The organism is Flavobacterium sp. LC2016-13 (assembly GCF_009707955.1).
Lineage (GTDB): Bacteria > Bacteroidota > Bacteroidia > Flavobacteriales > Flavobacteriaceae > Flavobacterium.
Genome location: NZ_WMDQ01000021.1, coordinates 21,790 through 46,671, shown reverse-complemented (window position 1 = coordinate 46,671; position 24,882 = coordinate 21,790). Strand labels below are relative to the sequence as shown.

General features: G+C 31.9%; 3 protein-coding genes. All 3 read right to left on the bottom strand.

The genetic code is table 11. From position 1 onward, the window contains the following. The coding region (locus GKZ86_RS24245) for a non-ribosomal peptide synthetase (RefSeq protein WP_154785605.1) at positions 1-9,307 on the bottom strand (9,307 nt) is incomplete at its 3' end. Positions 9,308-9,322: 15 nt separating this feature from the next. Continuing rightward, positions 9,323-18,004, bottom strand: coding sequence for a type I polyketide synthase (locus tag GKZ86_RS24240; protein ID WP_154785604.1), 8,682 nt, complete (start codon positions 18,002-18,004; stop codon positions 9,323-9,325). Positions 18,005-18,048: 44 nt separating this feature from the next. Then, the gene (locus GKZ86_RS24235) at positions 18,049-24,603 is read right to left on the bottom strand and encodes a type I polyketide synthase (RefSeq protein ID WP_154785603.1); all 6,555 of its coding nucleotides are present in this window, start codon (positions 24,601-24,603) and stop codon (positions 18,049-18,051) included. Positions 24,604-24,882: the final 279 nt, after the last annotated feature.

The following is a 24,882-nucleotide window of genomic DNA, read 5'->3' as shown; positions in this document are numbered from 1 at the left end:
CATCTGAAACGATATATGCTATTAATTGTTTATTCAAATCACTTCCTTCTCGAGCAATTACAATACTTTGTTTGATACCTGGTATTTCTTGTAAAACACTTTCTATCTCTCCCAACTCTATTCGAAAACCTCTAATTTTAACCTGATTGTCCCTTCTTCCCACATATTCAATATTACCATCAGATAACCAGCGAGCCAAATCGCCAGTTTTATACAATCTAGATTGTATATTCTCTTGAAAAGGGCTTGAAATAAAGCGTTCTTTAGTTAGGTCAGGAAGATTCAGGTAACCTCGTGCCACTTGTATTCCACCAATGAATAATTCTCCTACAACGCCTATGGGTACTGTATTTCCATCTTTATCCAAAATGTATAAACTGGTATTTGAAACAGGCTGACCAATCGGAACTATTTCAAGTCCTTTTACATCCAATGGAACCTGCCAGTAAGTAACATCTACTGCGGCCTCAGTTGGACCGTATAAGTTATACAATGCTGTTACCGGTAATTTTTCTCTAAATGTTAAAACATGACTCTTCTTAAGCTCTTCTCCACTGCATAAGACACGTTTTAATGTTCTGCAATCATCAAGGTTTATGTCTTGCAAAAACACTTCAAGCATTGAAGGGACAAAATGAATCGTTGTTATTTCCTGCTCCGCGATTATATTTTTTAAATAAAAGCTGTCTTTCTGTCCTCCAGGTTTTGCTAAAACTAATTTTGAACCGCTTATCAAAGGCCAAAATATTTCCCAAACTGAAACATCAAAACTAAAGGATGTTTTTTGTAAAGTTTTGTCTAATGGAGTCAGCCCATAATATTCCTGCGTCCAATACAATCGATTTACAATATTTTTATGCTCTACCATAACTCCTTTTGGAGTACCTGTCGAACCAGAGGTATAAATCACATAAACTAAATTATCAACACTAATTTCAATATCTAAAGCCAAAATGGATTCGTTATTTAGATTCTCAGACTCTTGATCTAAATAGATCAAATCTATCTCTGGATCATTTAATGTCAATGGGCAGCTTTCTGAACTGGTTAAAAGAATTTCACTTCCCGAATCTTCTAACATATAGTTAATTCTGCTAATAGGATATTCAGGGTCTATAGGTACGTAGGCACCTCCGGCTTTTATAATTCCAAGCAATCCTACAATCATTTCAATAGAACGATCAATACATATTGCTACTAATGATTCCTTTTTTACTCCTCTTCTTTGAAGGTAATGCGCTAACTGATTCGAACGCTCATCAAGTTCTCTGTATGTTAATTCTTCTTCATCAAAAATCAAGGCTATATCATCTGGCGATTGATTCGCTTGGATTTTTAATAAATCGACTAAAGTTTTATCATGATCATATGTCTTTAAGGTATCATTGAAGTCTGCCGTTAATGTTTTCTCTTCTTCTAAACTTAGAAATTTAAGATCTTTTATCTGTTGATGCGGATTATCTACAATATTACTTAACAGAAGTTCATAATGACTTGCCATGCGCTCTATTGTCTCTTGTTTAAATAAATCTGTACAATATTCTATACTCAATTCAAGTCCTGACTTATTTTCTGTTAGATTGAATATTAAATCAAATTTACTTATAGATTGTTTTAATTTCTGAATTGAGAATTTTAAACCTGCAGAATCTAAATTAATTTCATATATCTCTGATTTGTCTTGAAAAACAAATAAAACTTGAAACAATGAAGTTGTACTCAAATCTCTGTTTTTAACAACTTTTTCGACTATTTTCTCAAAAGGGACTTCTTGATTCGAATATGCTTCTAAACAAGTCGTTTTGATTTGTTCTGAAAATTCAAGAAAACTTGAAGTCTCATCTAAATGACTTCTCATTACAACTGTATTTACAAAAAAACCTATAAGTCCTTCGAGCTCGTTTTGATCCCGATTAGCAACAGGTGTACCTATGCAAACATCATTTTGTCCAGTATATTTATACATTAATATTTTTAAGCCACTCAAAAGTGCCATAAATAGAGTTATTTCACAATCTATTGATATTTTTTTTAGCTTATCAACTAATGTTCTTTCAAAAATAAAATCTACAGAACTACCATTAATAGACTGTATATTGGGTCTTTTGTAATCTAATGGTAAGTTTAAAGTTTCTGTATTTTTTAATTTATTTTCCCAATACGTCGTTTTCTCTGACAGCACCTTCTCATTGAAATATTGTCTTTGCCAAATTGTATAATCCGAATATTGAATAGGCAACTCATTTAATTGTTGAGGTTCTTTTGTTATTTTAGATTCGAGAATTGATTTTAATTCATTAATTAAAATTGGTATTGACCATCCATCCGCGGCGATATGATGTATCACAACAACCATGTAATGTTGATCTGTATTTTCTTTAATAATTTTGACTCTAAAAGGATAATCCTTATTTAAGTTAAAGGGTTTATAAATTTCTTGATTAATTAAAATTTCAATATCGTCCTGCGTATTGATTTGAAAATTTTCTACATATTCTAATCTCCACAAATCAGGAGTAATTACTTCCTGATAAACGGCTCCATTTTTTTCAATAAAAATAGTTCTCAATGCCTCATGACGATTTATTAAAACTTTAAACATATCTTCAAATACATCTTTATCAACAAATCCTTCTATTTTTAGTGCAAACGGTATATGATAATGTGTACTGCCATATAACTTATCAATAAACCATAATCTTTCCTGAGAATAGGATAATGGAATATCATCTGGGCGTTCATTAATTTTTATAATTGATAACTTACTAGAATATTCAATAGCTTTGATATAAACCGAAAGAGATGCAATTGTAGGGTTCAAAAACAAATCATTTATGCTCAAATCTTTCTTCAACTCTTTTCTAATTCTAGATCCAACTCGAATTGCTAATAAAGAATGTCCACCTAACTCAAAAAAATTATCATGAATTCCAATTTTATCTCGTTTAAGTAATTCTTCCCATATAGTAGCTAACTTCTGCTCTAATTCGTCTCTTGGTTCAACATATTTAATATTTATTTGAGATAATTCTTTCTCTAATAATACTTTTTTATCTATTTTCCCATTTGCAGTTAAAGGAATTGATTCTAAATTGACAATTAATGCAGGAATCATGTAATCAGGTAATTTTAATTTCAGCTGTTGCTTAATTAATTCCTTATCAAAATCGCCATCTGTAACCACATAAGCTACTAAAGATTTATTTTCATCCTCTTCACGAACTATAACAACATTTTGTTTTAAATTTTTTACTTCTGATAAAGTCTTTTCGATTTCACCAATCTCTACCCTGTAGCCATTTATTTTAACTTGATTACCAATTCTGTCGATATATTCGATATTACCATCTGACAACCAACGAACTAAATCTCCTGTACTGTATAATTTACCATTATAATCGTCGGAGAAAGGATTCTCTATAAACTTATCATTAGTTAAATAAGGCTGATTATAATATCCTCTTGAAATTCCTGCACCCCCAATAAATAACTCTCCAGCAATTCCAATGGGAACAGGGTTTTTAAATTTATCTAAAATATAGACAACGCTATTTGTAAATGGCTTGCCAATAGGTATAATGTCTTTCTTTTCTGTTAAATCAACTTTATACAATAATTTCCCAATAGTTGTTTCAGTTGGGCCGTAATGATTCAAAACTTTACATTGGTGATCAATATTTTTAATCTTTTCAATTACATCCATCGTTAATTTATCTCCCCCAAATATCACCATTTGTTTAGGCAGAAGTATATTATTATTATTATATTCCAGGGATTTCCAATGAGATGGCACAATCTTTATACAATCAACTTTGTTATTCTCAAAATATTCATGCATACTACTTGCATTTGTAAGTGACTCTCTTGAAAATAAATGAAGTGTTTTGCCTAAGAGAAGTGAGCTAAACAAAACGGTATTACCAAGATCTGCTGCCATTGTTGACATTAATCCAAATGAAGAACACATTGTTATATCTGTGTGTTCAAAAAGACCAGATATATAATCTAAAACATTATGATGTGATATAACTACTCCTTTGGGCTTTCCTGTAGAGCCTGAAGTATAGATAATGTAAAAGTCATCATTGATAAAATCATCAAAACATATAAGTTCTTTTGTTGATTCATTTTCTTCAAATATTGCTTTATTATCTATGTTAATTAATTCTAAATCATCTTCTGAATCAAATAAATTCTGACAAAATTCATCAGTCAAAACAAACTTTAATTTTGTGTCTTCTGTTATAAATTTAATTCTACTTTTTGGCAATTCACTGTCAATTGATAAATACACCGATCTGATTTTTAAAATCCCCAATATAGCTAAAACCATTTGCAGAGGACTTTTCAAGCATACACCTATGATTTCTTGAGACTTAACATTTCTAGATAGAAGGTAATTGGCCAGCAAACTTGATTTTTGATCAAGCTCTTTATACGTTAATATTTGATTTTCAAAAACTAGAGCCCTTTCTGAAGGTGAAATTCTTGCTTGTTCTTTAAATAATTCGATAAATGATTTATCATATAATTTATCAGCTTTAGGCTTATTAAATTCAACTAATATTTTATTCTTTTCTTCTTCTCCTAAAATATTTAATTGATCAATTGTATAGTTTGGATTTGTTAGAATAGAAGATATAAGAGTATCATAATGTTCAAACATTCTATTAATAGTTGAATCCTTAAACAAATCCGTATTATATTCTATAAAGATATCTAATTCAGAATCAGTTTCAATCACATTAAATGCTAGATCAAATTTAGACGTTTTTTGAACATAATCTTTCACAACAACGGTTAATTCCCCTATATTTATACTAGGAATTATTTCATTATTATTAAATATAAATGCTATTTGAAATAAAGGATTCCTACTTAAATCCCTTTCAGGTTGAACTCGCTCTACAATCTTTTCGAAAGAAACGTCTTGATTATTAAATACATCTAACGTAGAATCTTTAATTTGATTTAGAAAATCTTTGAATAAACTATCTCCTTTTACTGAATTTCTTAAAACTAATCGATTAGCAAAGAATCCAATTAACTCTTCTATTTCATCATAATTTCGATTTGCTACTGATGTCCCAATACATATATCTTCTTGATTAGTATATTTATAAAGCATTACTTTAAAAATAGCCATCATTGACATAAATAGGGTAACCCCTTCCTCTTTACTATATTTTTTTAATTTACTACTTAACTCTTTATCAATATTATACCTTGCATTACTCCCTTTTAGGCTTAGAAATTTTGGTCGCGGATAATCCGTAGGTAAATTTAATTGAGAAAGATCTTTTAGTTTTTCTTCCCAAAACTTAAGTTTTGTATTTAAAGTTACTTCATCAGTATTTGATCTTTCCCAAATAGCAAAGTCTGCATATTGAATCGGAAGTTCTTTTAATCCATGTTCAATTCCTTTTTCTTCAGATTCATAAATTTCCAATAATTCCTTTACAAAAATTGGCAGCGACCAACCATCAATATTTATATGATGCATAACTAAGAGTAAACAGCATTTTTCAGTTGAAAGTTTAAATAGCTTCACTCTCAATAATAAATCTTTTGACAGATTAAAGGGTTTATCTATCTCATTCTGTATTAGGTAATTTAAATCTTCTTTTTCAGTCGTATTTATTTCTTCAAAAAATGAAACTGATTCGTCATCTATTTTTAATATTTTTTGAAATACTTCTCCTTTATTTTCTACAAAAACTGTTCTTAATATTTCGTGTCTATCAATTATTTTTTTAAATGAGTTATATAAAATTTCAACATTCACATTTCCAAGTAATTCTAATACGACTGGTAAATGAAATTGAACACTTCCTTGTTTTTTATCAACAAACCATAGTCGCTCCTGTGCAAAAGAAAGAGGTATGTTTTCAGTCCTTTTTTGTTTTTCAATTGTTGTAGAAACACGAACTATTTTACATCTATGAATATACTCTGAAAAACCTCCAACTGTAGGATTGATGAATAATTGTTTCACTTCAGCTTCAATATTTAATCTTTTCCTTATCAAGGAAATTACCCTAACAGCTAGCAGTGAATGTCCTCCTAAATCAAAAAAATTATCGTAAATACTAATTTTATCGATATTTAATAATTCTCCCCAAATACTTACTATTTCTTCTTCTATTTCATTTCTAGGCTCAGTATATTCTTTACGATTTAAAACTGAATCATTGAATTTTGGTAATGCTTTCTTATTAATCTTACCATTAGATGTCAATGGAATTTCATCTATACTTATAATAGATAATGGGATCATATAATCTGGCAGCCTCGTTCTAAGAAATTGCTGTACTTCTATTAAATCTAAAACTCCATCTGAAACGATATATGCTATTAATTGTTTATTCAAATCACTTCCTTCTCGAGCAATTACAATACTTTGTTTGATACCTGGTATTTCTTGTAAAACACTTTCTATCTCTCCCAACTCTATTCGAAAACCTCTAATTTTAACCTGATTGTCCCTTCTTCCCACATATTCAATATTACCATCAGATAACCAGCGAGCCAAATCGCCAGTTTTATACAATCTAGATTGTATATTCTCTTGAAAAGGGCTTGAAATAAAGCGTTCTTTAGTTAGGTCAGGAAGATTCAGGTAACCTCGTGCCACTTGTATTCCACCAATGAATAATTCTCCTACAACGCCTATGGGTACTGTATTTCCATCTTTATCCAAAATGTATAAACTGGTATTTGAAACAGGCTGACCAATCGGAACTATTTCAAGTCCTTTTACATCCAATGGAACCTGCCAGTAAGTAACATCTACTGCGGCCTCAGTTGGACCGTATAAGTTATACAATGCTGTTACCGGTAATTTTTCTCTAAATGTTAAAACATGACTCTTCTTAAGCTCTTCTCCACTGCATAAGACACGTTTTAATGTTCTGCAATCATCAAGGTTTATGTCTTGCAAAAACACTTCAAGCATTGAAGGGACAAAATGAATCGTTGTTATTTCCTGCTCCGCGATTATATTTTTTAAATAAAAGCTGTCTTTCTGTCCTCCAGGTTTTGCTAAAACTAATTTTGAACCGCTTATCAAAGGCCAAAATATTTCCCAAACTGAAACATCAAAACTAAAGGATGTTTTTTGTAAAGTTTTGTCTAATGGAGTCAGCCCATAATATTCCTGCGTCCAATACAATCGATTTACAATATTTTTATGCTCTACCATAACTCCTTTTGGAGTACCTGTCGAACCAGAGGTATAAATCACATAAACTAAATTATCAACACTAATTTCAATATCTAAAGCCAAAATGGATTCGTTATTTAGATTCTCAGACTCTTGATCTAAATAGATCAAATCTATCTCTGGATCATTTAATGTCAATGGGCAGCTTTCTGAACTGGTTAAAAGAATTTCACTTCCCGAATCTTCTAACATATAGTTAATTCTGCTAATAGGATATTCAGGGTCTATAGGTACGTAGGCACCTCCGGCTTTTATAATTCCAAGCAATCCTACAATCATTTCAATAGAACGATCAATACATATTGCTACTAATGATTCCTTTTTTACTCCTCTTCTTTGAAGGTAATGCGCTAACTGATTCGAACGCTCATCAAGTTCTCTGTATGTTAATTCTTCTTCATCAAAAATCAAGGCTATATCATCTGGCGATTGATTCGCTTGGATTTTTAATAAATCGACTAAAGTTTTATCATGATCATATGTCTTTAAGGTATCATTGAAGTCTGCCGTTAATGTTTTCTCTTCTTCTAAACTTAGAAATTTAAGATCTTTTATCTGTTGATGCGGATTATCTACAATATTACTTAACAGAAGTTCATAATGACTTGCCATGCGCTCTATTGTCTCTTGTTTAAATAAATCTGTACAATATTCTATACTCAATTCAAGTCCTGACTTATTTTGAATGAATTCAAAAGTAATATCAAACTTAGATGTCTTTTTTTCTATTTTTAATTGCGTTAGAGTTACATCATCAATATTTATTACCTGTGCATAAGGTTCATTCTGTAGAACTAATAAAACCTGAAATATCGGACTACGACTTACATCTCTATCTTTAACAACTCGTTCAACAACTTTTTCGAAAGGCACATCTTGATTTGAATATGACTCTAAAGTTACTTTACGGATTTGATCTACAAAAACACTAACACTTTCATTTTCATTCAGATAACTTCTTAAAGCAATAGTATTAACAAAAAATCCAACAAGATTTTCCAATTCATTTTGACTCCTATTAGCGACAGGTGTACCTATGCAAACATCATTTTGACCTGTATACTTGTACATTAATATTTTCAAGGCACTTAAAAGAGTCATAAAAACACTGACTTTATTGTGTTTTGAAAAACTAATGACATTTTCGTTTAATTGCTTTGAAAAGCTAAAATCTATAAGATCTCCATTATTACTTTGAAGTGAAGGATAAGAATAATCAATAGGTAAATTTATTGGAGTTACTCCATCCAATGTTTTCTCCCAGTACTTCAATTTATCTTCGAGAACCAATTTTTCCCAATACTCTCTTTGCCATAGTGAATAATCCGAATATTGTACTGGTAGCACGCTTAGATTAGCAGATCTATTATTTTTTTTTGATCGATATAATTCGCTCAATTCATTAATAAAAATTGGAATTGACCATCCGTCAGATATTATGTGATGCAAAACAACAACAAGTAAAACCTCATCAGAAAAGTTTATTATCGTACCTCTAATTAAATAATCTTTTGAAAGATCAAAATCCTTCTGAATCTCATTAAGTATATATTCATTTATAGCTTTGTCGTCATTAGTTTTTGAATCATTGATAATTTTTATATTCCACTCAATATCCAATATTTCACTTTGGTAAGGAACTCCGTCTTCATCTTTAAAATTAGAACTTAAAACTTTGTGACGCTTTATAATATCGTTAAAAGATTGCTCTAACATTTGGATATTTAAGTCTCCATTTATTTTAAAAACAGCTGGTAGATTATATTGAGCACTTTTTTGAAATTTATCAACAAACCAAAGTCTTTCCTGTGAAAATGACAAAGGAATTTTGCTGAAGACATTATTTCTAGACTTTACAAACTCTGAAATTGATAATTCTTCTTCCTTAGGTTCCATTAATTGATTGCTCAAAAAATTTAATATTGCCTGTTTTTGAAATTTTAAATCTTCTATTATAGCATTATCTATTATGGCATCATCGGTAAAATGTAAATTAAGTTTATCATTATTTTTAGAAACAATAATTCCATGATCATTTGCTTTTTTTAATAGGGCTAAAACTGTTGAGATGCTATTTTCTTGCATTAATTTGGTGTTTTTTTATAATTCAATTTTATGATAAACTTTAGAAGTATCTAGTAAATTTAATTTTGTCATTTCTATGTATTCTGAAATTAAAGCTATGTTTGTTAATTCAAATAATAGCCTCATTTCAATATCTACTTCAATTATTTTTCTAATTTCAGAAATAAGTTTTACGGCTAAAAGTGAATGTCCACCCAACTCAAAAAAATCGTCATAAATACCTACTCTTTGAACATTTAACAACTCTTTCCAAATATTCACCAACTTTTCTTCTAAATCATTTCTCGGCGCTACATATTCATTTTGAGATGAGATTTCTATATCTAAATTTTGTAATACACTCCTATTAATCTTTCCATTAGCAGTCAATGGAATTTCAGGAATAATATGAAAAAATCCAGGAATCATGTATGCGGGAAGAACCATTTTTAATTGTGAACGAAGCGTCTTGATATCTAACTGTTCACCTTCACTGACAACTATACAGGCCACGAGCGCATCATTTTCATCTTTTTTCACACAGACAACTACACCCTGTTCGACTAGTGGCATCTGGTTAAGTATAATTTCTATTTCCTCTATTTCGATTCTATGACCATTTACCTTTACTTGTAAATCTGCACGCTCAATATATTCAATTTCGTTATTGCTGTCATAACGGACTAAGTCACCTGTTCTGTAAATAAGATTATACTCATCACTAAATGGATTTTTTATAAATTTTTCCTCGGTTAAAGCTGGTCTGTTTATATATCCAGCTGTAACACCTTTTCCTCCAATATATAATTCTCCTAACATTCCTTCTGATACAGGATTGAGAAAGGAGTCAAGAATATAAAATTGTGTATTGTCAATCGGTGATCCAAGAGTAATCCTAGTTGCTTGTTTGTCGATTTTTTTAACGGATGACCACACTGTTGTTTCTGTTGGTCCGTACATGTTGAAAATTTCTGCTTCAGATACAGCATTTATTTTTTTTATCAACTCCAAGGGAAGCTTTTCTCCTCCCAACATAATTTTTTTAAGCCATTTTAATTCATTCCTAGTATTATCGTCATTTATCAGAATACGCATTAATGAAGGTGTACATTGTAAATGAGATACTTTGTTTTTTATAATATTTTCAACAACGCTGTAAATTTTAATTGTTCCTGCTTCAGGTAATGGATTACTATTTTCCAGTTCATTTAAACTTGTTAAAGAATCCATAGATGGAGTAGCCAAATTTTTTATATTATTCTCTTGCAAAACGACCTTAAATCCATTGGTTAAAGTCCATATCAATTCCAAAACAGCTATATCAAATGAAATTGTGGTTACAGCAAGTAGTGTTCCTGGATCAGAACCAAGCGAAGTATTCATTCCCTTGCAAAAATTAACAACATTCCCATGAGTAATTAATGTTCCTTTTGGTCTACCTGTACTACCTGATGTATATATTACATATGCCAAATCATCAGAATACACAGTTATACTATTTTGCTCATAAGGTTGTTTTGCAATGTTCCTAGCTTCTTGATCTAAATCAATTACAACTCCGTTAAATTCACCAAATAACTTAAAGTGATTATTTTCTGTAATAAGGTATGAAATATTAGAGTCTGAAGTGATAAAGTTTAACCTTTCAACAGGAAAATCCGGATCAAGTGGAACATAAGCTGCACCTGATTTTAGTACAGCTAGAATACATATTACCATGTTAAAAGATCTTTCAGTACAGATTCCAACCAATTCACCTTTTTTAACTCCCTTGGATATCAAGTAAGCAGCAAACTGATTTGCTCTGCAATCCAATTCAGAATAACTAAGCTCTTCGTCCCCATCAACCAATGCAGTTGTTGTTGCATTTCTAGCAACTTGTTCTTCAATAAGTGTATTAATGCCTTTTTCTGATAATTTAACATTATTACCGATCCATTTTTTCAGAATCGTATCCTCAGTCACTTTGTTGTGCATAGAAACTGTTGATATAAGTTGATCTGGATTATCTAATAAAGCACGCATCAAGTTTACATATTGTTCTTGCATCCTAACAATAGTACTTTCGTTAAACAACTTATAATTATATTTAAAAATACCAGCTATACCTTTGCTATTCTCAATCAATTCAAGCGTGATATCAAATTGCCCTTCTTGCTGAGGCATATTAAACGGGCTAAGTTCTAATTCACCCCACTTCACATTATCTCCTTCCATAAGGGCAATAATTTCTTCAAACTTTTGAGGCTTTTGTAGACTAAACATACTTTGAAAAATTGGGGTTTGCCCTGCTTCTCTTTTTGGATTTAATTTTTTAACAATTAAAGGGAAAGGGAAATCCTGATTAGAAAGCACATCAAGTACTGTCTGTTTTACTTTTCCTAAATACTCCCTGAATGAAAGAATATTAGATGGTTTTGTTCTAACTACAGTCATATTTATAAAGTCTCCTACAAGTCCAGCAAATTCCATTTTACTACGGCCTGAAGTTGGTGAACCTATAATAATATCTTCAGTATTAGTATATCTGTAAAGTAGTATTTTAAACAAGGTTAGAGCTGACATGAAAAGTGTAGCTGATTCTTTTTTAGAAAATTCCTTGAGTTTTTCTACTAGATCTTTATCAATATCAAATCTGTAAGTTGCTCCTACATTTTCAGTTGTTAAACTCCGTGGATAATCAACAGGTAAATTTAAAACAGGAAGTTCTCCTTCCAACTGTTTCTTCCAAAATTGCCATAATCTAGTACCTTCATTACTTACGAGCATTTCATCTTGCCAAGAAACAAAATCAAAATAGTTAAAAATCTTTTCCGTTAGAATGATTTCTTTATTTGTGCAAAGTGATGAATAAACTTCCTTCAACTCATCGAGCAATACCCATAATGACCAACCATCACAACACATGTGATGCAATGTAAGCAACATGACAAATGAACCTTTTCCTTCATCAAACATATCAACTCTTAAAAGAGGATCATTCTCTAAATTAAATGGTATTTCATAAGCAGATTTAACCTCTTCGTACAATTTTTCATTGTCCCAATTACATGCATCAATGATATTAAAACTGAATGATTTTTTTTGTCCTAAAGGGCGCAAGGTTTGATGAATTCCTGTTTCGGATGTACTAAATGAAATTCGCAATGTTTCATGACGATTAACAATAATTTCAATTGCTTCTTTCCATTTATCCAAGTTCAGTCCATTCATTATCCTTGTCGTAAAAGCTACATTGTAAGCAGAACTTGAAGGATTCATTTGGTACAAGGTCCATAAGGATTCTTGACCAGCACTTAATTTATAATTTATTCCAGCGGATAATTCTTGATGCTTGTGTTCAATTGCGATGGTCTCAATTTTGTTATTTAAACGTTCGGCTATGATCATAGCCAATTCATTGATGCTAGGACCTTGTATTAAATCAACCATACTAAGGATAACCTTAAGGTTAGTTTCTATTTTGTTTTTAAGTTCAATAGCCATCATGGAATCGAGTCCGTATTCGGCAAGAGAAATATGTGTACTAATATCTCCCTTATCTAGTCTCAATAATACACTTATTTTTTGAATCAAATATTTTTCTATTTCTAAAACTGTGGCTTCCTGATTACCATTGAATTCATTTAAAAAATCAACCCATTCAGAGTTATCATCCCTTATTGGGTTAATAAATTCAATCACTTCGTTAAAAAATGGCATATTTGCTGATGAAGGAAATAAAGTTGTCCACGATGACCAATCGACTGGTAATACCGCTAACCTACCAAGAGATGAATTCCAAACCAACTCAAGTGCACTCATACCTTGACTAGGCGAAATAAGATTCATTATCTTATAACTTGATTTTTGATTTTTTAAGGCTTCATTTACAAGGCCAGTATCAGACCATGCTCCCCAGTTAATACTTAATGTTTTTAATCCACGATTAGTTCTAGACAAAGCAAGTGCGTCCATAAAACTATTGGCTGCTGCATAAATATTCAAACCAGGTGAAGCAAGTATCGCTGATGCCGAGGAGTACATAATGAAGAAGTCTAGATTATCATTTAAAATTTTATCCAGATTAATCACTCCTAAAATTTTCGGGCTAAGTTGTTCGATTGCCTTTTGAGCATTCGATTCTCCAAAAGGCGTATAACTTACATTTCCTGCTGCATGTATAACTCCTTTAATAGGGGGGAAAGAGGCAGAACAGTATTCATCATACCAAGTTGATATTTTTTTTTCGTCCGCTACATCAAGTTTTAATATTTCAATATGAGCTCCATTTAGCTCTAGTTTTTTTACTGCATTTATTTTATTACCAATCTTTGAAAGGGAATCTATATCTTTCCATTTATTTCGAGAAGGCAAACCATTTCTACTTGTAAGAATAAGTCTTCTAGCCCCCATTTTAATCATCCATTCAGCGGTCAGAAGGCCTAAATCACCAAGACCACCTGTAATCATATATGTGGCATCTTTTCGAAATTTTAGTTCGTTTGAAGGAGGAGTAATTTTTGCTTTTCTTAAGCGAGGAACTTGTATAGAATTTTCACCAATAAGAATTTGTTTTTCCTTTTGTTCACGACAAATGAGAGACAGAATTTGTTCAAAATTAAATTTTTCTGAATTAGAATTTTCAATATCAATAATACCTCCCCAAATTTTTTCATTCTCAAGCTCAAGTGATTTGACAAACCCCCATAAAGTGGCATGTAGTAATTTTTCTTCAGCAGAGTAGCTCCATGCTCCACGGGTAATCACCCATAACTTTATTGCTTCACCATTATAATCAGTAATTGTTTTTATAATGATTTCAATTTCCTGAATAATTAAATAAATTTCATTAAGGTAGTCTGATGATTCTCCAATGATATTTTGTGGGATATAAATAATTTTTTGATTATTTTCAATACATGTTTTAAGCCTTTCTACTTCTTCAATAACAATCGCATTTAGTCCATGTTGATTTACTGATGAAAATAATTTAGCCCCTAGTGTTTTAGCACGGTCGAATATAAGCCATGAATCTTTTTGTTCTATTGCTTCAGAGATTATATCCATATCGATCCATTCTACTTCATGAATCCATTGTTCTATTTTTATTTCATTTGATTGACTACCAATAAATTCAAATTCTACATTAGTAGTCTCCGCAACCAATTCGACTGCAGAGTTAAATACCTGAACATCTCCTATAAGTTTTCTATTAATTGTATCGTTATTTAATATCTTTGCGTAACTCCAAAACGCATCGCCTGATAAATGATCATGTATTTTTACAGCACCTATTCCTTTGCCAACGAAAGCACTTTCCTTTGTTCCTTCAATTCCAGCAGCAAGCAGTTGCCCACATATATCCATTAATGCAGGATGCGAATGATAATCTTTCATTTGACCAACTATATCAACTGGAGTTTTACTAAACGAAAGTATTTCATCTTTACCAATCCAAATTTCTGAAACGCCTTTAAAAGTATTCTCCCAATGGTTTCCTGATTTATACCAATCAGCATAAAAAGCAGCACCCGACAACTGTCTTAAAGACCTCTTTTTTATTGCATCTATATCAAGAGTTACACTTTGTTTAGTATCTTCTTTTGTAATTGCCATTCCACTCATCCTGAATACCCATTCAGAGTCTTTCTCTTTTCTTAAAGTTCTACTATAAATACTGAAATGAAAATTATTATCTTCTTTTTTTACTTGCATTTGAAGTTCATAAATTTCTTCATCTTTCAGAATAAAGACTTTTTCAAATTTAATCGAATTCAGTTCAATATGTTTCTGGCTGCTAAGTTCTTTTACTGCCGATACAGCCATTTCTGTATAACATGCAGCTGGAAAAATAATTGTGTTTTCTATTTTGTGATCACACAGATATGATATTGATCTTAGATTAAATTGCTGTTCCCAAATATATGTATTTATACTACCTGCAAGTTTTCTTTTACTTCCCAAAAGAGGGTGTTCATTCGGTTTATTATGTATTCCAATTTCTTTATCTATGTTATTCTCCAACCAGTATCTTTTGGTTTGAAAAGGGTATGTTGGAATACTTATTTTTGAATTTTTAGTATGTTGATAAAAATTCTGCCAAAAAACATTAGCTCCATTGACATATAGTTGCGCTAAGGCAAAGAGAATACTTTCATTGTTGTTTCTGTTTTTTTTAAGACTTGTAATTACTAAAGATGATTTTTGATCTACTTTTGTTTTTGAAAGACCGCTTAAAACAGCGTCTGCACCAATTTCAAGGAATACATTTGCTCCTAAACTTACAAGCATTTCTAGGCCTTTCTTAAATTTTACTGTTTTAATTACATGATCTACCCAATAATCAGAGGTACTCATTTCATTTGTGATAATCTTCCCTGTTACGGATGAAATAATTTGTATTGTAGAGGTGTTGTTATAGGTAATTGTTTTACAAAGTTTGCTAAATTCCTCAAGCATCGGTTTCATTAAGGGAGAATGAAATGCATGCGAAACATTAAGGGGTTTCATTTTAATTTGCTCTCCATGAATTGAAATGATTTCATCGATCTGTTTTGCATCGCCAGAAAGCACAACACTTTCATCACCATTTATTGCTGCGATAGAAACTTGTTCAAATCTGTCTATAATTATTCTTGCTTTCTCTTCATTCGCTACAATTGAAATCATTTTTCCGGGATTTTTCAATCCTTCCATTAATTTTCCTCTTGCTGTGATAAGCTTTAATGCATCTTGCAAACTAAAAATTCCACTATAACAGGCCGCTGCATATTCACCAATACTATGTCCTAGAATATAATTAGGTTTAATTCCCCAATATTCCCATAATTTAGTTAAAGCATATTCTATAATAAAAATTGCCGGTTGGGCCCATTCCGTTTGATTTAGATCTTGTTTTATATTCTCTCCTAGCAACAAATCTAAAAACGAAAATTCAATCTCTTTATCTATATACTCTATACATTCATCAACAGCTGCTTTAAAAACAGGTTGGCTATGGTAAAGTTCTTTCCCCATGCCAGGATATTGTGTTCCTTGACCATTATATAAAAATGATGTAATTAACTTTGTGCTTTCTGGGAATAGTCCAGAAATTACGATACTCTCATTTTTAGGATTCTGGAGTTGATCTAACTGAACTAAACAATCTGATGTTGAAGACGTAATTATTGCTAATCTCTTAGCAAAGTGAGATCTGCCAATTCCTGTAGTATATGAAAAATCGGAAAGTGATATTTGACTATTCGTTTTAAGAAATATTTTATATCTAGTTGCAATATCTAGCAAGCTTTTATCTGTTTTAGCGGATAAAAAAACAATATGATTTTTTAAAGAATCTTCCGAGTTGTTTGTTTTAGTTTTATACTCTTCAAGTATTACATGAGCGTTTGTACCACTAAAGCCAAATGCGCTAACACCAACAGCCATAGGTTTATCAACTATATTATACTTAGTTGTTTCTATGGGAACTTTTACAAAATCCATCCATTCAATATGTGGACTAGGGGTTTTAAAATTAAGATTGGCAGGAATGCATCTATTCTTTAAGGAAAGAACAGCCTTTATAAAAGAAGTTATTCCTGAAGCTGATTCTAAGTGTCCAACATTCGTTTTTACTGAACCTATATGTAAGGTGTTTTTATTTATTCTGTCTTTACCATAAACTCTATTTATAGCTTCTATTTCAATTGGGTCTCCAAGGGGTGTACCAGTACCGTGAGTTTCAATATAATCAATTTCGGAAGGAGTCATATTTGCTTTTAACAAAGCACTTTTAAGAACCTCCTGCTGAGCTAACCCGTTAGGAGCAATTAATCCATTACTTTTTCCATCCTGATTGAGAGCTGAACCTTTAATAACGGCAAGGATGTTATCTCCGTCTCTTTCTGCATCTTTCAATCTTTTTAATAGAACAACACCACAGCCTTCACTTCGAACAAAACCATTAGCATTAGCATCAAATGAACGACATTCCCCTTCAGGAGAAAGTGCTCCCATTTTCGAGAAAATTATATGTGCATTTGGTTCTAACATTAAATTAACGCCTCCTGCAATAGCTAAATCTGATTCGCCGTTATGCAAACTATTGCAAGCTAAATGTATAGCTGCAAGTGAAGAAGAACATGCCGTGTCTAGTGCAAGATTAGAACCTTTTAAATCAAAGTTGTAAGATATTCTTCCTGCTGCTGTACACGGAGTATTTCCAGTAACATCATAAACATCCATTAAATGATATTGTTTTGTTGCTGCTCTCTGCTGAATATATTCAGGTGATGCAATTCCTATAAAGACACTAGATAAAGAGCCCTTCAACTTTTCTGTAGGTATACCTGCAGATTCTATTGCTTGCAAAGTGGTTTGAAGAAGTATACGTTGTTGTGGATCCAGTGCTTCTGCTTCAATAGGAGAAATGCCAAAAAATTGTGCATCAAATAAATCAATATCATCAATAAAACCTCCCTTTCGAACGCACATTTTTCCTGGAACAGAAAGATTTTCGTCATAAAAATCATCAATATTCCATCGGTCAGCTGGAATATCAACGATTCCATTTTTTTTATCAAGCAACAATTGCCAAAAATCTTCAGTATTATTCACTTTACCTGGTAATTTACAGGCCATACCAATTACAGCAATAGGCCCATCATTTTCCTTTAACTTCTGAACTTCATTTTTTAGCTTTTTAATTACACCCAATGATTGTTTGAGTTTTTCAGTCAGTTGTTCCTTTTCCATACTTGTGTTGCTTATTTCTTAATTGGTTGCAGTGTCTAATTTGATTAGAGATTATTTAGTTCTCGATCCAGTTCTTCAAGCATTTCTGAATCAGACATTTCCTCAATCAAAAGATCAATCTCTTTATCAGTGTTAATAATTACTTTTTCTTCAGCCGAAAACAATTCTGTTTTGATGTTTAACTCATTTAATAAATGTCGAGCTAAAAGATGAATTTTTGGATAATTCCAAAACGTAGTAATTGAGATTTGAATACCAATTAATTTCTGCAATTTATTTCTAAATTGAATAGCCATAAGTGAATCTAATCCAAGATTAACGAAAGGAAGGTCTTTATCAATTTTTCCAGGAGCAGCTTTAAGAATTCCTCCTAAAATTTCTTGAAGTTCGACTTCCATCATTAAGGCAGATTCGTCAAATGAAATAGATTCTTTGAGCATTTGCACAAAATTATTTTCAACTATTATCTGTTTAGAATTTGTAAGATTGTCAAGAAGTTTATCAACTGCATATGAAGGATTATTCTCTACCCATTTGGCATGGTTAAAATTAAATACATTTACATCAGTTAATTGATTTGTTAATACCAACTCAATAGCTTCAATATATTCATTTACTGTAAAGCTAGAGATACCTTCTTCTTCAAGTCGGCCGCCACGGATATCTTGTTCAGCAGCGAGGCCAATCTCTGCGATTGGTCCCCAGTTGATACAGTTAACAGTAAGTTTAAGTGATTGTCTTTTTTTTGATAAAGCATCCATAAAAGCGTTACCTACTACATAATTTGCTTGCCCTATAGAACCAATTGTTGATGCCACTGAAGAAAAAAGAACAAAATATTTTAAATCATCATTCAATGTAGCATTATGAAGATTCAGCGCACCTTGAATCTTTACTTCTATCGGTTTTCTAAATGTTTCAACATTCAATTTTGCAATTGAACTATCTGATAATGATCCAGCTGCATGAAAGACACCTTTTAGTTCGGGCATTGATAATCTTATTTCATTCAAGATTAAATCTACATCCGAAGGATTACTTATATCTCCATTTAGAATTAAGATGTTCTTTTTTCTTGCAATCAACTTATTAATTTCTTTTTGTCTTGCATCGCTAGGTTTATTTCTTCCAACAAGCACAATATTAACAGCTCCTTTTTCGCACATCCATTCTGCAAGAGCAAAACCTAATCCACCCATTCCGCCGGTAATCAAATAAGTTTCATTTTCTGAAAACATTTTTTTGGCTGGTTCTACCATCAACAATGGATCATTTAAATCGAAAACAATTTTACCAACATGCTGTCCTTTAGCCATCATATTAAAACCATCTAACATAGCAGAAGCTGGAAAAACAGTTTTTGGAATTGCTGCGTAATGTCCATTTTCAAAATGATTCATTACATTATTAAGATGCCCTCTCACCAAATCAGGTCTTTCATTTAGCATTTTATGAAGATCAAAGAAAGTATAGCTAATACTTTCTTTAAAAATATCCATCTTTAAAATACTATTCTCATAAACATCTTTTTTACCTATTTCAAGAAAACGTCCAAATCCACGAAGTAACTTAATACTTTGAATCATTGCTTCACCAGTAAGAGAATTCAATACAACATCAATTCCTTCTCCATTTGTATAATTTCTAATCTCTTTCACAAAATCAAGAGAATGCGAGTCCATTACGTATTTTACACCCATTTTTCTCAACAGCTCTCTCTTTTCTTCAGTTCCTGCTGTAGCATAAATTTCAGCTCCAACATTTTTAGCTATCTCAATTGCAGCTATACCAACACCTCCCGTAGCAGAATGGATAAGAACCCTTTCTCCTTTTTTAAGATTCCCATGGGCTATTAAACATGCATACGAAGTTCCATACGCCACAGCAATTGTTGCGGCATCAAGAAAATTCATATGATCAGGAATCTTTACAGCTTGTAGTGATTTACAAATTGTGTACTTTCCAAAACAATCATGTTGCGGACTTAATCCTATCACTCGATCTCCAACTTTAAGATCGGTTACTTCTGAGCCTATTCTGTTAACAATACCTGCAAATTCAATACCTAAACAAAGAAAGCCTTTTGGAGAACCTGGATAAATACCCAAGGCAGACATCACATTCATAAAATTGAGGCCAACAGCTTGTACTTTTACTTCAATCTCATCGTCACTTGGATTTTTTATTTCTGTTTCTCTAACTGTAATATTATCTAATACTCCAGGTTCGTCGGTAACAAATTGAAATGAAACAGCATCGTCAGCAGGGAGAGTTTTTAGATCACTGTTATTTGTATCAATGAATTTTGGAATCTCATAATGATTAAGTCTGTGAGCAAATAAATTATTGTCCCGAATAGCTATTTCTTTTTCTTCAGAACCCGAATAAAGTATATTAGATAAAAATTTACTATCTTTTTCTGGGGTGTCACTAAGATCAATTCTAGTACAATCAAATTCGGAATGCTCATGAAAAGCAACCCTACTCATTCCAAAAAGTGGAGCTGAGAAAATATTTACTTTCTCATCGGTGATTACTTGTTGAGATGCTGACGTAATTACGTTTAATTTTGGAAATATTTCCCATTCCGTTTCATTTAAAGCCTGAATCAAATAAATTAATCCCATATAAATTTGTTCAGCTTCATTCCAGTTTAGATTATTTTTTGATAAGCCCCATAAATAAATCGCATCAGTAATTGAAATATCCTGACGATTCAATTCAAAAAAAAGTTTAAGAAAATGATCTTTTTTACTAATATTTAATTCAAAAATAAGTACCGTTTCATCTGAAAGTACAGCATATTCATCAGCTTTTCTGACCATTATGACACGATCATTTTGTTCATTTGCACAAACAATCAAATCCTTACAAACATTTTGATCGTCTTCAAAAAGCAACCATGTTTTTGGCTGATTTGTGCTCATTTGTTTTGTATCGGAATTAATTTTATTCCAAGCAAATTTGTAAAAAGTATCACTTACAAGACGATCATTTTCTTCTTTTAGTTTTTTAAAGGAGAAGCCTTCAATAATTATCAATGCATTTCCTTCTTCATCACAGATTTTAATATTCTTAGTGTGAACATCTAAAACAATTTCTGCTTCATTGACATTGTCAATGCAAACCCATAAAGGTTTTTCGAAAGTTGCATCAGGTTTAATATAAAAAGTTTCTATTCCTGAAGGCAAATAAGTTTCATTGCTGTTTTTTTCTTGTCTGGAAAGTGAAGCCATACAAACTTGAAAACAGGCGTCTAAAATGGCGGGATGTACATGATAAGACTTTGCTGCTTCTTTAACTTTATCTATAGCATCGATTTTTCCAATTGCCTTTTCTGAATTTGCCCATATTTCTTGTACTCCACGGAACCTTTCTCCATAATAAACACCTCCATTTTCCATCATTTTATAATGCTCTTCTTTATTGAAATGAACTGGAAAATCATCAAAATATGAAGGGAAAGTATTTTTAAGAGACGAAAGTTCTGGTTCATTTTTAAATAACAAAGCATTTCCTTGACAATGAAACTCCCATGAAGAGGTAGATGCTTCATTTGGATCGGCACTATAGATTTCGAAATGTATATAATTTTTTCGCTCTACATTTATAATTACTTGAACCGCCTTTCCAATTGTATCTAACAAAAGAGGTTGTTTAAAACTTATATCGCATATTTGATGAAAACCCATCCCAAATGATTGGCGTATAGCTGCATATATTAACTCCAAATATCCTGCCGCAGGGAAAATAACAGTGTTTTTAACCTGATGATCTTTCAGATAAGGTAAAGAAGCTAAATCAATTACACTTTCCCAGTATATAATATTTTTATCATTTGCAAATTTTATCTCTCTACCTAAAAAAGGATGTATTGTTCCAGATGAATAACCAAATGTAGATGTTTCAGCATTATCAATCCAAAAACGATCTTTTTGCCACGGATAAGTTGGAAGTTGATCATGGTTAACAACCGCATTTTCATAAAATTTATTCCAATCAACCCTAACGCTATTTTCATAAAGGTTTTTAAAACTATTAATAAATTCGTTACTTTGAGAAATATCTCTTTTAATGGTATGAATAACATACGAAGATGCTTTGTTATAATGCTCAATTCCCTGTTCAATTAATTGGACTAGAATTGGATGTGGGCTTACCTCAACAAAAACACAATCATTTTCTATTAACAATTGTTCAACCGCTTGAGCGAATAAAACAGGTTTACGTAAGTTATCCGTCCAATATTGTGAATTAAAATGAGTTCCGTCCATTATTTTATTATGAACTGTTGAATAAATTGGAACAGAACCTTTATTTGGATTTATATTTTTAATTTCCTCTAGGAGTTTTGGTTTCAATTGATCCATCTGAGGACTGTGCGAAGCATAATCAACTTTAATTAAACGATTAAATATTTCTCTTTCATTTAATAAAGTCACAATTTCATTAATGCTTGATGAACTTCCTGAAAGCACTGTTGAACGAGGACCATTGCAAGCACCAATGGCAACAAACTCTTCATGTCCTATTATAATTTTTTGAGCTTCTTCAAAGCTTAATTCAACAAGTAACATCGCTCCTTCACCACTTACTGTTTTTGCAAGGGAGCTACGCTTACAAATTATTGCAGCTGCATCTTCAAGGCTTAGAACACCAGCAATATGAGCTGCGGCAACTTCACCCATACTATGTCCAACCACTACATCTGGTTTCACACCATATGATTCCCATAATTTTGCCATTGAAACTTCAATAGCAAAAAGTATTGGCTGTATGTAATCTACTTCACTAAATCGACTGTTATTTTCATCTTTAGCAATTTCTTCTAACAATGACCAATCCACAAAATGACTTAAAGCTGCATCGCAGTCCTGCATAGATTGTTTAAATATTTGTTCTTTTTTCATTAGTTCACATCCCATTCCAACCCACTGTGAACCTTGACCAGGAAATACAAAAACTATTTTTTTATCATCGCCATTAATGGAAACTCCAAGATCATCATCGATGCATTCTTTAAGGCTTTTAATCAATTCCTCTCTAGATTTCCCTTTTGCAGCATACCTACACCCTAAGTGTGATCGATGCAAAGCTGCACCGGCACATATAGCTTTCCATTCATTTTCTGTTGAAATATTAAGAGTATCAATATATTGCTCAGCTAGTATTTTAAGTGCTTGGTTGTTTGCAGCCGCCAAAGGCAATATATATTGTTCTTTTTCTTTAATATTTGTATTATTTAAAGACTCTCTTTTTGGGGCTTCTTTTAGAATAACATTGACATTGGTACCACTTAGACCAAATGCACTCACTGAAGCATATCTTGCTTTTTTATTAGGTAGCCATTTTACTGTAGATGTAGGTATTTGAACTGGAATATTAGCCCAGTCTATGTTTGGATTTGGAGTGTTAAAATGTAGATTGGAAGGGATTTTATTGTTTTGAAGTGCTAATACCGATTTTATAAGTCCAGCAATACCAGCAGCAGATTCACAATGTCCAATATTAGTTTTAACAGAACCTACATATAATTTCTGATCAGATTTTCTTTCCTTAAATGCAGATACAATACCTTCCATCTCAATAGGATCGCCAACCGGAGTACCTGTTCCATGTGCTTCAAAATAATCTATGTCATCAGGCCCAACCATAGCCATATCCATTGCTGCACGTATAGCTTTTGCTTGGGATTCCATTTTTGGAACTGTATAACCTTTGCTGGTTCCATCATTAGTTATTGCAGATCCACTGATTACTGCTAAGATGTTATCTTTATCCCTTACAGCATCTTCATATCTCTTCAATAATACAAGTCCTGCGCCTTCGGATCTGACAAACCCGTCAGCAGATGCATCAAATGCTTTACTTCTTGAATCATTAGCCAATGCATTTAGTTCACAAAAAGCGACATGATATTTCGGCGATAAAATAAGATTTACTCCTCCCGCGATAGCAAGATTAGAATCCCCAGATAACAAACTTTGGCATGCAAGATGCACTGTTGTAAGAGATGACGAACAAGCTGTGTCCAAAGTAATACTAGGACCTTCTAAACCAAATGCAAACGATATCCTACCAGAAGCAGATGACATTTGAGTACCCGTTACAGAATAAGCATTAATAGCCGTTGGGTTTGGAGAGCGAATATCTTTTTCAATATAGTCTACAATGGTCATTCCTATAAAGACTCCTGTAACACTTCCTTTTAATTTATCAGAATCAAATCCAGCGTCTTCTATAACCTCATAACCCAACTCAAGCATTAGTCTTACTTGAGGATCAAGAGACTCTGTTTCAAATGGAGATATCTTAAAGAACAAATTGTCAAACAAATCTACATCTTTTAAAAAACCACCTTGTTTTGTATACATTTTACCCTTGGTGTTTTTTTCAGGATCATAATAACGTTCAGTATCCCAACGTTCTTTTGGAATATCATCTATCGCATCCACCTTATTTTCAATAAGATCCCAAAAAGCTTCTGGAGTATTTGCATCGCCTGGAAATCTGCAACTCATTCCAACAATAGCAATGTCATTTGAATTTTTAAAATCTCCTTCTGTTAAATTATGTTTGTTTAAACTGTTCTTGTTCATGCTCGCTAAATAAATTAATTATATACTTTAGTTTCTTTATATAAATGCTTAAATTTTACTTCCTATTTTTAATATATATATATTCATCTTTTACAACATAGTTTAAACCACTAAGGATTGGAAGTCCATAGTGGTTTAGCAGACTAAAAGTCTGCAAAGTGGGATTATTCTTCAATCATGGAGTTACTGGTATTACTATCATTTGGTTCTCTGTGATACTCCAAATATTAGTTAACCATTTTATCTGTAATCTTTTCAGTACTCAAAATCAATTTTCCC

What these genes read in the sequence shown, in the direction of transcription:
- GKZ86_RS24240 (WP_154785604.1), bottom strand. Translation starts at nt 18,004, where the DNA reads ATGGAAAAGGAACAACTGACTGAAAAACTCAAACAATCATTGGGTGTA.
- GKZ86_RS24235 (WP_154785603.1), bottom strand. Translation starts at nt 24,603, where the DNA reads ATGAACAAGAACAGTTTAAACAAACATAATTTAACAGAAGGAGATTTT.